Annotated in this window: 14 protein-coding genes; 7 read left to right on the plus strand and 7 right to left on the minus strand. The window is 55.5% G+C overall.

Translation table 11 applies throughout. From position 1 onward, the window contains the following. Nucleotides 1-56: 56 nt before the first annotated feature. The 4 genes from sppA to arsC all read right to left on the minus strand — a co-directional run bounded on the left by sppA (nucleotide 57) and on the right by arsC (nucleotide 3382). Entirely contained in the window at nucleotides 57-1919 is a 1863-nt protein-coding gene (gene sppA / locus RBH33_RS01070) for a signal peptide peptidase SppA (protein ID WP_306730267.1), read from the minus strand. Between the two features lie 26 nt (nucleotides 1920-1945). Then, a complete protein-coding gene (locus RBH33_RS01075) occupies nucleotides 1946-2350 on the minus strand; it encodes a DUF2069 domain-containing protein (protein WP_306730268.1) in 405 nt (134 codons plus the stop codon). Beyond that, a complete protein-coding gene (wrbA, locus tag RBH33_RS01080) occupies nucleotides 2347-2958 on the minus strand; it encodes an NAD(P)H:quinone oxidoreductase (RefSeq protein ID WP_306730269.1) in 612 nt (203 codons plus the stop codon). The genes RBH33_RS01075 and wrbA overlap by 4 nt, the downstream gene beginning before the upstream one ends. Nucleotides 2959-3022: 64 nt before the next feature. Beyond that, nucleotides 3023-3382: an arsenate reductase (glutaredoxin) gene (gene arsC / locus RBH33_RS01085; protein WP_306730708.1), complete on the minus strand. Its 360-nt coding sequence runs from the start codon at nucleotides 3380-3382 to the stop codon at nucleotides 3023-3025. A gap of 131 nt (nucleotides 3383-3513) precedes the next feature. On the opposite strand from arsC, the gene RBH33_RS01090 reads away from it, so the two are divergent. Beyond that, nucleotides 3514-4770 carry a YihY family inner membrane protein gene (locus tag RBH33_RS01090; RefSeq protein WP_306730270.1) on the plus strand — a complete coding sequence of 419 codons (1257 nt, stop codon included), beginning with the start codon at nucleotides 3514-3516 and terminating at the stop codon, nucleotides 4768-4770. Continuing rightward, entirely contained in the window at nucleotides 4770-6026 is a 1257-nt protein-coding gene (locus RBH33_RS01095; protein WP_306730271.1) for a valine--pyruvate transaminase, read from the plus strand. Before RBH33_RS01090 ends, RBH33_RS01095 begins: the two co-directional genes overlap by 1 nt. 6 nt (nucleotides 6027-6032) lie before the next feature. Here the strand turns inward: RBH33_RS01095 and RBH33_RS01100 are convergent, their stop codons facing one another. Beyond that, nucleotides 6033-6869: an HDOD domain-containing protein gene (locus RBH33_RS01100; protein WP_306730272.1), complete on the minus strand. Its 837-nt coding sequence runs from the start codon at nucleotides 6867-6869 to the stop codon at nucleotides 6033-6035. A 33-nt stretch (nucleotides 6870-6902) separates the two neighbouring features. Then, on the minus strand, nucleotides 6903-7865 hold the full coding sequence (ygfZ, locus tag RBH33_RS01105; protein ID WP_306730273.1) for a CAF17-like 4Fe-4S cluster assembly/insertion protein YgfZ: 963 nt from the start codon (nucleotides 7863-7865) through the stop codon (nucleotides 6903-6905). Nucleotides 7866-8058: 193 nt separating this feature from the next. On the opposite strand from ygfZ, the gene RBH33_RS01110 reads away from it, so the two are divergent. The 3 genes from RBH33_RS01110 to RBH33_RS01120 all read left to right on the plus strand — a co-directional run bounded on the left by RBH33_RS01110 (nucleotide 8059) and on the right by RBH33_RS01120 (nucleotide 10188). Beyond that, nucleotides 8059-9387, plus strand: a complete 1329-nt coding sequence (locus tag RBH33_RS01110; RefSeq protein WP_306730274.1) for a GGDEF domain-containing protein — start codon at nucleotides 8059-8061, stop codon at nucleotides 9385-9387. A 71-nt stretch (nucleotides 9388-9458) separates the two neighbouring features. Then, nucleotides 9459-9725, plus strand: coding sequence for an FAD assembly factor SdhE (locus tag RBH33_RS01115; RefSeq protein WP_306730275.1), 267 nt, complete (start codon nucleotides 9459-9461; stop codon nucleotides 9723-9725). Then, nucleotides 9688-10188 (plus strand): protein YgfX, encoded by a 501-nt coding sequence (locus RBH33_RS01120; RefSeq protein WP_306730276.1) that lies wholly within the window; start codon nucleotides 9688-9690, stop codon nucleotides 10186-10188. The genes RBH33_RS01115 and RBH33_RS01120 overlap by 38 nt, the downstream gene beginning before the upstream one ends. 70 nt (nucleotides 10189-10258) lie before the next feature. On the opposite strand, the gene nadB is transcribed toward RBH33_RS01120, so the two are convergent. Continuing rightward, nucleotides 10259-11884 carry an L-aspartate oxidase gene (nadB, locus tag RBH33_RS01125; RefSeq protein WP_306730277.1) on the minus strand — a complete coding sequence of 542 codons (1626 nt, stop codon included), beginning with the start codon at nucleotides 11882-11884 and terminating at the stop codon, nucleotides 10259-10261. Between the two features lie 319 nt (nucleotides 11885-12203). Here nadB and rpoE point away from each other — a divergent pair, with 319 nt between their 5' ends. Next, entirely contained in the window at nucleotides 12204-12794 is a 591-nt protein-coding gene (gene rpoE / locus RBH33_RS01130) for an RNA polymerase sigma factor RpoE (RefSeq protein WP_306730278.1), read from the plus strand. Nucleotides 12795-13078: 284 nt separating this feature from the next. After that, nucleotides 13079-13774, plus strand: coding sequence for a sigma-E factor negative regulatory protein (locus RBH33_RS01135; protein WP_306730279.1), 696 nt, complete (start codon nucleotides 13079-13081; stop codon nucleotides 13772-13774). Nucleotides 13775-13777: the final 3 nt, after the last annotated feature.

A 13777-nucleotide genomic window follows, 5' to 3' on the forward strand; every position in this document is an offset into this window, starting at 1 on the left:
ACGACGGTTGTCCAACAACCTGCTGATGCGCCAATGGTCGGCGCTGTATCGGTGGGCTAGGGCGCTACACACTCCATGCAGCGCGCATAAATACCGCGAGGGTCATTCATTTGTTGAAGCACCTTAATGGGCTCCAGCGCTGGTGACAAATGTTGTTCCAGTTCCGAGCCTAACCAGCGAGTGGACAGGCTTTGGGGGACCATGGCTGATGCTCGGGGTTGCAGTTGCCGCAGCAATGCTTCCAGAGGTGTTAGGCGACGGGTAATTAAGGTTACCTCGTAATCATCCAGATCTAGGCGCTGCGCGGCCGCATCGATTACTTCGTCCAAGTTGCCCAAGTGGTCCACTAGGCCCAGTTCCCGTGCCATATCAGCACTCCATACGCGGCCTTGAGCTATCAAATCCACCTCCATGGGTTCCATGCCGCGGGCTTCAGAAACCAGAGCTACAAAGCGTGCGTATATGTGGTCGACGCTTTGTTGAATCAGAGTTTCCGCCTGAGGGCTGAGCGGGCGATCCACGCGCATGGCACCCGCCAAATCGGTGGTGCCCAAGCCGTCGGTGGTGATTCCCAGCTTTTTCAGGCTGTCTTCAAAGGTAGGCACGGCACCAAATACGCCAATAGAGCCGGTTAATGTGGTGGGCGTGGCCCAGATTTCGTCGCCCCCGGCCGCGATCCAATAACCTCCAGAGGCAGCGACACTGCCCATAGAAATCAGTACCGGCGTTCCCTCCGCGCGCAGAGCCTCCAGCTCGGCGCGAATCACTTCTGAGGCAAAGGCGCTGCCACCACCACTGTCAATACGCACCACCAGGGCTCGGATGTTAGGGTCCGCGCGCACTTGCTGGATTTGTTCAACAAAAGTTTCACTGCCAATGCTTCCGTCCGGCTGTTGACCATCCATAATGGCGCCACGCGCCACAATCAGGCCGATCTTATTGGCTGACGTTTCGGCGCGCCGATGCAGGTCATTCAGATACGCATCGTATCCGATACCGTTGTAACCTTCGCCAATCGTGCTCGGCCCGAATTGTTTAATCAACGCCGCCTGTATTTCTTGGCGAGTCAGTACGCTGTCCACCAAACCCGACTGTAAAGCCAACTGCGCGCTGTCTCCGTTTACCTCATGCAATTGCTCATGCATATGGTTGATAAAATCGTTGATGGCCCCGCTGGGCAGTCCTCGCAGCGTTTCAATCCGGCTGGTATACACGCTCCAGAGTTGGTTGAGCCATTGGGAAATGTGCTGGCGGGATTCATCCGACATGCTGTCCCGTGTGAAGGGTTCGATAAAATCCTTGTACTTGCCGGCGCGGAAGACATGCACGTTGACGCCTAGCTTTTCCAGCGTTTCCCGAAAATAGTGTCGGTAGTTTTCATAGCCTGTGAGTAACACCATTCCCATGTGGTGCAGATAGATGTGATCCGCGTAACTGGCTAGATAGTATTGCTCCTGAGTCAGCATCTCCCCGGTGGCCACTATGGGTTTTCCGGATGCTTTGAAGCGTGTCAGAGCGGCGCCCACCTCTTCGAGCTTACTGATACCTCCGCCGACCAAGTCTTGCAAATCCAACACAAGGCCGGTCACTCTGGGATCGCGCGCCGCACCGTCAATAGTGCGAATAAGATCCCGCACCAAGGTTTCGTCTTGCTCTACCTCGGCGCCCCGAAGGATTAAGTCCATGGGGTCAATCGGAGTCTTCTCGTCCACCAGAACGCCGGTGGGATTGAGGTGTACCGCAAACTCCGCCGGTAGGGGAACGGTTGGAGTCGGCGCGAGAGCGAGAATCACCGCAATGAGTAAAACCAAAAACAGTATGTTGAGTACTGTTACCCGTATCCAGGTAAACAGGCGACCTATGGCGCCGAAAATTCGGCGCAACAACCCAGGGGCGCTTGGAGCGTGTTCGTGAGCCACAGCAATGTCCTTTTAAAAGTCGGTATTTACGTAAGCTGGCGGCTTTGCCAGTACTGCCAATGTTGTAGCCAGCGGCTGGCCAACATCGCGGAGACAAACAGTACAACAGAGAGTATCACCACCAGCCAGTCACGCCAAAAACTCAGTGGTGACATCACATTGGTCACCGACCAAGTGAAATAGATCAAGATAACGAAACACAACCAACTGTAAGTGCGGTGGCGCTGCTGCATCAGGCCGCGCGCGAAGATGAGCAGGGGCACGCATTGCAGCAGCCAGAGGGTGAGCCCACCCTCTGGCCGAATAATGTTTGTGGAGGTAAACAGCAATAGCAGCGCCACATAGCTGGTTAGCGCAAGCGCGCGGGCGACAGATAATTTTCGATACAAAAGCGGTGCGTCATCCGCCGTGATGTTGGGCTCTTTGTTCATGGGGTGTTTCTCGAGTCAAGCTGTAAAGACAGTCGCGCCATTCGCTCGCCCAGGGCTCGGCAGAGTGTGACCTCGTCCTCGGTGAGCTTTTCCGGGTGCGGGCCGCTGGCCAAGTGCGAAGGGCCATAGGGGGTTCCGCCGCTTTGGGTATTACTCAGGGCGGGTTCATCGTAAGGCTGCCCCACAAGCACCATCCCCTGATGCAGCAGCGGTAGCATCATGGATAACAGCGTGCTCTCCTGGCCACCGTGCATGCTTGAGCTGGATGTGAATACGGCAGCGGGTTTGTCGATCAAATCGCCATTGACCCACAAGCTTCCGGTTGAATCCAAAAAGTGTTTCAGCGGCGCCGCCATGTTTCCGAAGCGGGTCGGGCTGCCCAATATCAAGCCGGAGCAGTGCTGTAGGTCGTCCAAGGTGCAATAAACCGCACCTTGCTCTGGAACGGCCGCTTCTGTCGCTTCCGTGGTGGGGGAGACAGCAGGCACAGTGCGCACACGCACGTCAATGCCACCGACATGGGCGCTGCCGCGGGCTATCTGCTGAGCCATTTCCCGGGTAGCCCCGTAGCGGCTATAGTAGAGGACGAGAAGATAGGGCTCTGGCATAAAGCTCTCTTGTTGATGAGGCGGTAAAACGTGGATTCTACAGTATTGTGCGGGGCACCTCTATTTACCCGCGCGAAGCTGAACTCTCAAGGAGTTCCAAGACTCGCTCGGGTGGGCGACCGATTACCGCGCGTTTTCCGCTCACTAGAATCGGGCGCTCTATCAGTTTGGGGTGGTCGACCATGGCGTTGATCAATGCCTGCTCACTTGTCTCGTCGGCGAGATTCAGGTCCTTATACTCGGGTTCGCCCGTGCGCAACAAATCCCGGGCGCCGATGCCCAGGCACTGCAGCAAGGTTTGTAGGGATGGCGCATCCATTGGTGTCTCCAGGTAGCGAACAACGGTTGGCTCTGCGCCGCGCTCTTGGAGCAGAGCAAGCGCCTGGCGGGACTTAGAGCAACGAGGGTTGTGATAGAGTGTCATGGTCATCTTCAGGTACTCTCTGTTTGTCAAACAGTCTGCTATATCGCAAATGCGATGTTAAATTTGAAAGTTCCGCCAGTGTACCTTGTTGACGCGCGCAGCGGCACTTCTACCCATCAAAGGATAAAGCAATGCCGGATTGGCCAGTACTTAAACAACACGGGCTACGCTTTGGTCAGCTGGTTCTGGACCAGCTGAAGCAGCACGATTGTTTGAAAAGTGCCTCATCTTTGACCTACGTCACCTTGTTTGCATTGGTGCCTTTAATGACGGTGACTTACTCTATGTTCACCGCCATACCTGCATTCCGGAATGTGGGCGAACAAATGCAGGAAATGGTGTTCGCCCACATGGTCCCCGAAACCGGCGAGGAAGTGCTCGGGTATGTGCGTGAGTTTACTGAGCAGGCCCGGCGCCTGACCGTAGTGGGCGTGGTATTCCTGGTGGGCTCTGCGTATTTGATGCTCTCCAATATCGAGAAAAACTTCAATTCCATCTGGGGCGGTCTGCGGGGCCGGTCCGGTATTTCCAAGTTTTTGCTCTACTGGGCGGTTTTAACCTTGGGTCCTTTGCTGCTGGGCGCGGGGCTTGCCATGAGCACGTATCTGATGTCCTTCCGGTTGTTTGTGGATGAATATGAAGCACTCGGTTGGCTTACCTGGTTGTTTGGCTTGACGCCCGTTGTGTTAACCACCTTGGGTTTTACGTTGTTGTTTACGGCGGTACCCAACTGCAAGGTGCCTTTCCGTCACGCGCTGATCGGTGGGGTGAGCACGGCCTTAACCTTTGAAGTTCTGAAGGTAGTGTTCGGTTTGATTGTGACTCATTCTGCCATTACCAACATCTACGGTGCTTTTGCGATCGTGCCGCTGTTTTTATTGTGGCTGAACATCAGTTGGCTGACGGTCTTGATCGGTGGGATCCTGGTACATACCATCGGAATGTACCAAGTCTCGATTCGGGCCCGGGGTTACCCCGATTTGGTGGCGGCGCTGTTGATTCTGTGGCACTTTCATGAGCGCGCCGCCAAGGGCGACGAGATGAGAGGGCAGGAAATACTAGAGCTGGGCCTTTCGACGGCGCAGTGGCAACGTCTGGTGGAAACGCTACAGCGTAAACACATCATTGCTGCCACCAGTCATGGCAACTTTGTACTGTGTCGGGATTTGCATAAGTTTACGTTAAACCAATTGGCAACAACCATTGGTATGCCGTTGCTGGGCTTGCGACTGCCGGAGGAATTGGCGCAAGTACCCTGGTACGAGAGTTTCGCCCAGCGGTTTGGCAGAATCGGCGATTTCACCCGTGAGCAGTTAGATATTACCCTCGCGGAGGCTTTCGATGTGCTATCGCGAGAAAACGATGCCCAGCAAGAGGCGCACGCTTGATGGTGAGGCTGTCGCGATTTGGTGAAAAAATCACCGCCGAGGCGGGCATTGTCACCCTAATGGAAGATCTAGGGGATGCCCTGCGGGTCAATCCGGATATGATCTTTATGGGCGGCGGCAACCCGGCCGCCATTCCCGCCGTGGAAATCGCATTGCACGCGGCACTGCAAGGCGCCCTTGAGGACCCGCTGTTGCGGCAGCAAATGTTGGGGGTCTACCAGCCGCCACAAGGTGAAGCCGGGCTGCTGGATGATCTGGCGAGCCTGCTGTCAAGAGAGTACGGCTGGCCTCTCACCCGAGATAACATTGCCCTGGCTAATGGCAGTCAGTCGGCGTTTTTTGTGTTGTTTAATCTGTTTGGTGGCGAAGCGGGCGATGCAGGCGGTACCCGTCACATTCAATTGCCGCTGGCACCGGAGTATCTCGGGTATGCGGACCTGGGCTTGGCCCCGAACCTGTTTCGAGCAGCGCGACCGAGTATTGAAATGTTACCCGATCGCCTGTTCAAGTACCGGGTAAATTTTGACCAGCTGCAGATTGATGAGAGCACGGGGGCTCTGTGTTTGTCGCGCCCAACCAATCCTACCGGCAACGTTCTCACCGACGACGAAATGGCGCGTCTGGATCAACTGGCCAGAGCTCAAGAGGTGCCGCTCATAGTGGATGGCGCCTATGGTTTACCCTTTCCAAATATTGTTTTTGAGGCGGTACGCCCGCACTGGAACGACAACACGATTTTGGTATTGAGTTTGTCCAAACTGGGATTGCCGGGTGCGCGCACCGGATTGGTTATTGCCAGACCGGAAATCATTCAGGCATTTACTCGCGCTAACACGGTCTTGAATCTGGCCAGCGGCAATTTTGGGCCGGCCATAGCCCGCCAGCTACTAGCCAACGGTCAGTTGCTGGGGCTCAGTCGGGAGGTGGTGCAGCCTTTCTATCGAATGCGTATGGAGCAGGCCTTGAATATTTTCCAGAGACACCTGGAAGGTTTGCCGTGTTTTATCCACAAGCCAGAAGGCGCGATTTTTCTCTGGCTTTGGTTCAAAGGCTTACCGATACCGTGCCAGCAACTCTATGAGACCTTAAAAGAGCGTGGCGTACTTGTAGTGCCGGGGCACCACTTTTTTTTGGGTTTGGAAGATGAGTGGGCGCATAGTCACGAGTGTATTCGGGTCACCTATTGCCAGGACCCGGCTCGGATAGAGCAGGGTGCAAAAATACTCGCGGAAGAAGTCCGCAAACTCTATGCGTAAGTAACGCTAGCGGAGCAGTTCCACCGCAGCCTCTACATCGGCGTTTAGGCCCGCCGCCTCGGTGATTTGCATATCCGGGTCCATCCCCAGTCGTTCAAAGGCCGTTACCTTGGAGCAATCTACTTGGCCTAAGGGCGAGGCGCTGCCCATGTGACTTTGCAATAGCGCCACGGTCACAATGTCTGCGTAGTCGACCTTATTGCTTTTGCGCTGGAAATCCAGATGCTGGGTGGGTATTTGGGTAATTTCGCTGGGAAATTTCCAGACCTGTAGAATCATATCTCCCAGCGGGGCATGGAGTTCATCGATCACTCGGTCGAGCGTCAGGCTGTCGATTAGGAGCGATGGATGTTCCTCGGCGTAGGCCAAGATGGGCAGAACCCCAATTTGATGCACTAGACCGGCCAGCATCGCCTGATCGGGACGCAGTTTGGTGTAGTGCTTACACAGTACGTGGCTAATGCCAGCCACTTCACTGGAGCGGCTCCAGGCGGCGCGCAGGCGGACATCTACCAGATCGGAGGTGGCCTGAAACATCTGTTGCATGGCTAGGCCAGTGGCGATGTTACAGGTGTATTCCAGGCCTAGACGCATCAAAGCGCTTTTTAGATCCTCAATGATTTGACTGGCTCTAAGCAGAGGGCTGTTGGCGACGCGCACTATACGAGCGCTCAGGGCCGGGTCATAGCCGATGACCCGAGCCAGGGTGGCAATGTCGGCGTCGGGATCTTCTGCCACTTCGCGCACGCGCAGGGCCACTTCCGGGAGGGTCGGAAGTACCATGTTGTCGGTTTCGATGGCTTGAATAATGTCTTCGCGAACTCTCTCGGCAACTCGGCTCATTACGTATCCTGGTTCTGTGGCAGCGGCGTACTATCAATCACCCTTAGGTATAGCATATGGAAGCGGCAATAGGCGTAATTTTTGCCGTTTAAATTCCAGATCTTCCCGTGTGGTTGTGCTGTCATTCATCACTACCAGAGCCTCCACCATGCCGTCTTCGCCCCGGGCGGCCAAAATGCACTGGCCCAACACCTCGCGCTCTCCATCCCCCGCCAGTGTGTCTCCCGGTTCGGGTAGCGGAGCTTGCTCCGGCCAAGAGAAGCCGACTCGGTACATGTGCCGCTTGAGCTTGCCTTTGTAATGCAACCGAGCCACCACTTCCTGGCCGGTATAGCAGCCCTTGCGAAAGCTGACGCCGCCGACCAGTGGATAATTCAGTGCTTGTGGGGTGAATATCTCTCGGGTGTTCGGCTGTACCTCCGCCCAACCGGCGCGAATGTCCTGCAAGGTCCAGAGATTCTGGTCCCCTGGCTGACAGTGTGATGCCAGCTGAGCGAGCACGGGAGAGGCGGATTGGGCTTCTAGCCAGCACTCGTAACGGTTTTCGCCCAGCCTAATGATCAGGTGACCGGAGTCTTCCAGCCAGTCTCCGTCCTGCTCCGGCACACCGCCTATGCAGGCGGATAGTAGGGCGCGCGCCTGTGGGCCCACAACTCCCACTTGAGTGTAATCATCGGTGAGATTTCGGAGGCTGGCTTTGGAAAATACAATGTACTTGTTCAGCGCCGCCAGTGTTGGTTCAAGCAGGCCGTCGGCCATCCTCAAAATGAACCGATCCTCGCGGTCTTGGAGCAGGCGGAAGGTGCTCATCATTCGGCCCTGCAGGTTGCACTGCGCCCCCAACTGGCTGTGATTGGGCACTAACTCACGCACATCGCAGGTGAGTTGTCCCTGCAGGAATTTGCCGGCGTCTGGTCCTTCAACGCTCAGTAGCCCTTGATGCTCCAGGCGGACCAAAAAGGTTGGTGCTGTACGTTGCGCTTGGTTTTGCTGCATGCTTCACCGCGTGTCATTGAGGGGTTCGGCCGCGCGCGAAGGCGTGGCTGGCGTAGATTCTACTCCGAAGAGAGATTTGTTGCCTATACTGTTGGTTGATGGAGAACCCTAAGCGGCGCAACGCGGCCTTTAGCTCTCGAAAAGTTTTATCATCTGATGATAATCAGAGTCGATCCAGCAGCGTTGGGAAATCATGCCTCGATCACTTGCTACGACAACCGTCCTCGCGCGCCTGTGCCGCAGTACCTATGGACGAGTGTTTGCGGCCTGTATGCTGACCTTGGTGGCTATGGTCTCCTATGACAGCTTGCCGCAGAAGGTAATGCCTCTGGAGCCTTTGGTCAACGCCGATCCCTATATATACGCCGATGACCGGAATGAAGTGGACTGGCTGGATTACGATGCCTTGCAATGGGAGTGTTTGGTTCAGGAGCAGCACAGCACCGCCTTTTGTGGCTTTCACTTTGAGCTACGCAATCATGGCCAGATTGGCATGGATCTGTCCCGCTACACCCATCTCCACGTGGATCTGGACTATCAAGGCCCTGCGCACAGACTCCGTTTTTACTTCCGTAATCATGAGCCCGGCTTTTCCACACCGGGCAATATTGAAACCGCTAAATTCCTGCAAGCGAATATTCCCGTCAGTTTCATGGAAGAAAAATTGATCTTAGCGGTGGAAGAATTCCATGTGGCGGAGTGGTGGATCGACGAGTATGACGTACCACGTGCCTTAAGCGGCGTTGACCTGCGCAATGTCGTGGCTGTGGGAATCGACCTCTCCTACCCGGGGGGCGAGGGTCGCCATGAGTTGCAGTTAAACAATATTGAACTGGTTGGGCCCTGGATAAGGCGCGACCGCTGGTACGCGGGCTTGATGCTGTTCTGGATGCTGGGGTTGGCGGTACTTGGCAGTGTCAAATTTTGGCAGCTACGCCGGAGTGTCGCTACGGAGCGGCAGCGCCTGGACCACCTCAAGCGCGAAGCTGAACAGCTGCAGAGCGAGAAGGCCAAATTTCGTGAACTGTCTCAGCACGATGAGCTTACCGGCCTGCTCAACCGGCAGGGACTCGGGGAGGCTGTCCAAGAAGCATTCGATCAAGAAAGTGGTCGGCCTTTGTCGTTGCTGATCGCTGATATTGATCACTTCAAGCCCGTTAACGACACCTTGGGCCACGATGTGGGGGACCAGGTCCTGAAGCAACTTGCTTCACTCTTGGCCCGCCATGTTAGACAAGCGGACTGCGTGGCGCGTTGGGGTGGGGAGGAGTTTGTGATTCTCTTGCCAGGGACGCAAATGATGGACGCTTATACCTTAGCCGAGAAACTTCGTACTCTGGTGTCGGAGCAATCCTTTGACGCTATGCCAGGGCAAAGAGTTACTCTCAGCATGGGTGTGGGCGAACGCGAGCAGGGTGAATCTTACATTGAGCTTTTTCGGCGCGTAGACAAGGCCCTCTACCGGGCTAAAGATCAGGGCCGAAACTGCACCGTGCTGGCCGATACTCCAGAATCCCGGTGAGCATTTTAAAGCTTTCTGGAGTACAATTGCGTTTTTGGTCGAGCACAGCCCACTGTTTTACAGGTATTGTCGTGGATACAAATCGTTTATTTTGGGGCAGCCGCCGAGGCATGCTGGAGCTGGATCTAATTCTCCTGCCCTTCATTGAACATCACTATCCGGGCCTGGAACAGGCGGATAAAGAGCGGTATTGGAGCCTTCTCCAATGCGAAGATCAGGACATGTTTGCCTGGCTGCTGCATCGCCAAGACCCTGAAGACCCCGATTTAAAACGGATTGTGAGCCTTGTCCGAACCAGCCTTGACGAAGACTATAGAGCCAGCCAAGCCGAGCACTGAAGCCACCCCTGCAGAGAACACAGATTACCTGATGCCGGTGCCCTTGCGCCCATCAAGGTATCTGTTTTGGGGGCAGGCTTTACTCATCGTGTGCTTAGCTTCGGCTTCGGCCTTTGCACTCTCGCCTCATTTGCAGGCGCAACCTCTGTGGGGCATGGTGCTGTTTCTGTTTTGGGCCTTGTTGGCTCTGGCAGCCTACGGCATCTGGCAAGCTCACAAGCATGGCCCCAGTAAGCTGAGCTATCGGCAGGGGGATTGGTATCTCACGCTGGATGGGGTGGAGTTTCGAGCAGCGCTGATTGGGGATCTGGTCATTCACTCCCGGATACTCGTGGCTCGCTTCCGCTTGCATGCGAGCGGCGCAAAGGTCAATCTTATTTGCTTGCCCGACAGTGTTTCACGGGACGATTTTCGTCGGTTACGGGTTTGGCTGCGCATTTACCTCTGGCACGTCAAACGCTGAAGTTCACCCGTCGCACCAAGCTATGGTCGTTCCCTGAGCGTCTTGCAATTGCCCTTCGTCACCTTTGTTCTTAACCTTCCGTACTGACAATAATATCCTGCGCTGCAAAGTTGGTGGGCACCAACACGGTATCCCGAGCGATTGGTGATCTATCCGGATAATCCAGGGAAAAATGCAAACCCCGGCTTTCCTTGCGCGTCGAGGCGGAGCGGATAATCAACTCGGCCACGGTGGCAAGGTTACGCAACTCAATCAAGTCACTACTGACTTTGTAATTGCTGTAGTACTCAGCGATTTCTTTTTGCAGCAATTTGATTCGGTGCGTGGCTCGTTGTAGCCGCTTGTGAGTACGCACTATGCCTACATAGTCCCACATGAAGCGGCGCAGTTCGTCCCAGTTGTGAGAAATGATCACGTCCTCGTCAGAATTGGTGACCCGCGATTCATCCCAGGGGGCAGAGCGATCCGGAGCTGCCAGGTCGGCCAGTTTGCTGAGGATGTGCTCAGCGGCCGATTGAGCGTAAACAATGCACTCCAGGAGCGAGTTGCTGGCCATGCGATTGGCGCCGTGCAGGCCGGTAAACGATGTCTCTCCTATGGCATACAGGTTCTGTAGGTCAGTCTGGCCATTGTTGTCCACCACAACCCCACCGCACGTGTAGTGTGCTGCCGGGACCACGGGTATGGGCTCCTGAGTAATATCAATACCGAACTCCAGGCAACGCGCTTTCACGGTGGGAAAGTGCTCGGCAATAAACGCTGGGGATTTATGGCTGATGTCCAGGTACAGGCAGTCGCAACCCAAGCGCTTCATCTCATGGTCAATCGCTCTGGCGACCACGTCGCGAGGGGCCAATTCACCCAAATCGTGGAACCGGTGCATAAATCGCTGACCGTCAGGTAAGCGCAGGTAGGCGCCTTCTCCACGCAAGGCCTCAGTAATCAAAAACGTTTTGGCCTTGGGGTGGAACAGACAAGTCGGATGGAACTGATTGAATTCCATATTGGCGACGCGGCAACCAGCCCGCCACGCCATGGCAATGCCGTCGCCGCTGGCGCTGTCCGGGTTGCTGGTATACAGATAAACCTTGCTGGCACCGCCCGTGGCCAAGACCACGGTGCGGGCCTGAAACACATGTACCTGATCGTCCTTTTTGCTCAACGCGTAGGCCCCGGTGCAGCGCAACTTGCGGGACCCTCGATCCGCCTGAGTAATTAGATTCAGGGCGACGTGATGTTCATAAATGGTTATGTTCGGTTGTTCCCGCACTTTGTCAATGAGCGTGCTGTGTACGGCCTGTCCGGTGGCATCGGCGCTGTGAATAATGCGTCGGTGGCTGTGCCCGCCCTCACGAGTCAGGTGAAAATCGCCGTTGCCGTTTTCACGGGTAAAGTTGACGCCCTGGTCGATGAGCCAACGGATGGCGTCTCGGCTTCGCTCCACGGTAAAGCGTACGGCGTCCTCATGGCACAAGCCCCCACCGGCAATCAGAGTGTCAGCGACATGCGCTTCCACCGAGTCCTGATCATCCAGTACGGCCGCTATGCCCCCTTGAGCAAACCAGGTGGACCCTTCGTTTACAGCGTTTTTACTGAGTACGGCAACGGTCGCATGTTGCGACAAATGATGGGCTAAAGTCAGTCCGGCGGCGCCTGATCCTATGACCAGAACGTCGCTGCTGTGATACTTGCGCATATATTAACCTGTGGTTGGCCTCTGGCCTCTGGTATATTGGGCCCAGTATATACAAGGATGTCGGGTTGCTACACTAGCGCGTACTTTTACGCCGCCCTGCGCAGGTGCGCGGGTAGGCTTTGAGTTATAAGTGGGTATAATGACCCAGTGAACTTTTTATATTACGCTCAGCGTGTCGGCTATCAATCGCGGAGTGTATTTCGCGCAGCCTGATATGGACATGGGGTATTTGGGGGCAGGCGAGAACGCTTGTCTACGGTAACAGTGACGCAAGTCTGTGGGCCTCGATATCCCTATCGGAGTGCTTGGGGGTTTTTGAATGACAGCGCAGCCTGCGCAAGACACAGATCAGCAATTGGTTGAACGCGTGCAGAAAGGTGACAAGCGTGCCTTCGATCTGCTCGTGCTTAAGTACCAGCACAAAATTTTTGCCATTATTGGCCGCTACGTGCGTGATCACGCCGAAGTCCAGGACGTTGCTCAGGAAGCGTTTATTAAGGCTTACCGAGCCCTGGCTAATTTTCGTGGCGACAGTGCGTTCTATACGTGGCTGTATCGAATCGCTATCAACACGGCCAAAAATCACCTGGTAGCGCGTAACCGGCGACCACCTTCCAGCGATGTCGAGGTGGAAGATGCGGAATTTTACGCGGGCAGTGATGCTCTAAAGGACGTTGATACTCCAGAACACAGCCTGCTTCGAGATGAGTTACAGGGGGTGGTGGATCAGGCCATCCGCGAGTTGCCTGAAGATCTCAGAACCGCTGTAACCTTGCGCGAAATGGAAGGCCTTAGCTACGAGGACATTGCCGCAATCATGGATTGTCCCGTGGGGACCGTCCGTTCGCGTATATTCCGCGCTCGGGAAGCGATTGATCGCTGCGTAAAGCCGTTGATGGAAGAAGTGTAAAAAATTGTTTAGTCTCCGGCTGAACCTTTTTTGGCGCGCCCGGTCAGTACTATTACTGACGCCCCAAGCTTTGGGGTAAGCCATTCTGGAGTGCACGCCAGTGCGCAAACTAAGCCTCCAGAGCCCAGCCCCTAAGGGGGTCTGAGGTTGGTGTAGCAAGAGCAACAAATTTTGGATTTTTTGTAAGTTGACAGATGATAGGTTGACAAGGAAGTGCGGCTATTCTTCATGGACTCGAGACGTTTTTACATTCCGCAAGCCGCACATTTAAGGTAGAACTCGCGATGACAAAGCAAAGCAATAATCATCCCCTGGCCGAGTCAGTCTCGGCGCTCGCGGACAATGAAGCCTCCCCTTTAGAGCTGCACCGTTTGCTCAAGGCCAGCGAGAGCGACCCCGAAATCAAATCCACCTGGGCACGCTATCAATTGATCAGTGCCGCCCTGCGTCATGACCTGCCGGAGATTCAGACCGGTGATTTTGCCGCACGGATGAGCGCAGCCCTGGAAGACGAGGTGAGCCATAAAGGTGCACCCGGCAAGGCTAGCCAGTGGTGGAAAAATCTGGGTCGAGTCGGTGTAGCCGCGTCCGTGGCGGTGGTAGCCATTATGGGGGTGCAACAGCTCCCGGGCCACTTGGCCGATCCAGAACTGGCCGCCGCCGGGCAAACCGCCCAAAGCAGCGAGGTTACGCGAAGCGAGGCTCCTAGCCGCTCGGCCGTGTCTCTGCCCGCTGGGTATTACTCTCCCTCTTTGCCCGTGGCGCGTACCGCCAGTGCGCAAAGTGGTTACGAGCCACGATCCCGTGACGCCAGGCAGGTTCTGTTTGAGCCGCGTCAACAGGAATCAGTACCCGTGAACATCGATGAAATTCGGGCGCACCTCCACCAACTGATTCAAGAGCATAGCGATCATGCGGCCTTGAACAGCAACCACGGAGCGCTGCCGTACGCCCGGGTTGTCGCTGACGACGAAGATTGATAG

The organism is Marinimicrobium hydrolyticum (assembly GCF_030848505.1).
Classification (GTDB): domain Bacteria; phylum Pseudomonadota; class Gammaproteobacteria; order Pseudomonadales; family Cellvibrionaceae; genus JAVDDU01.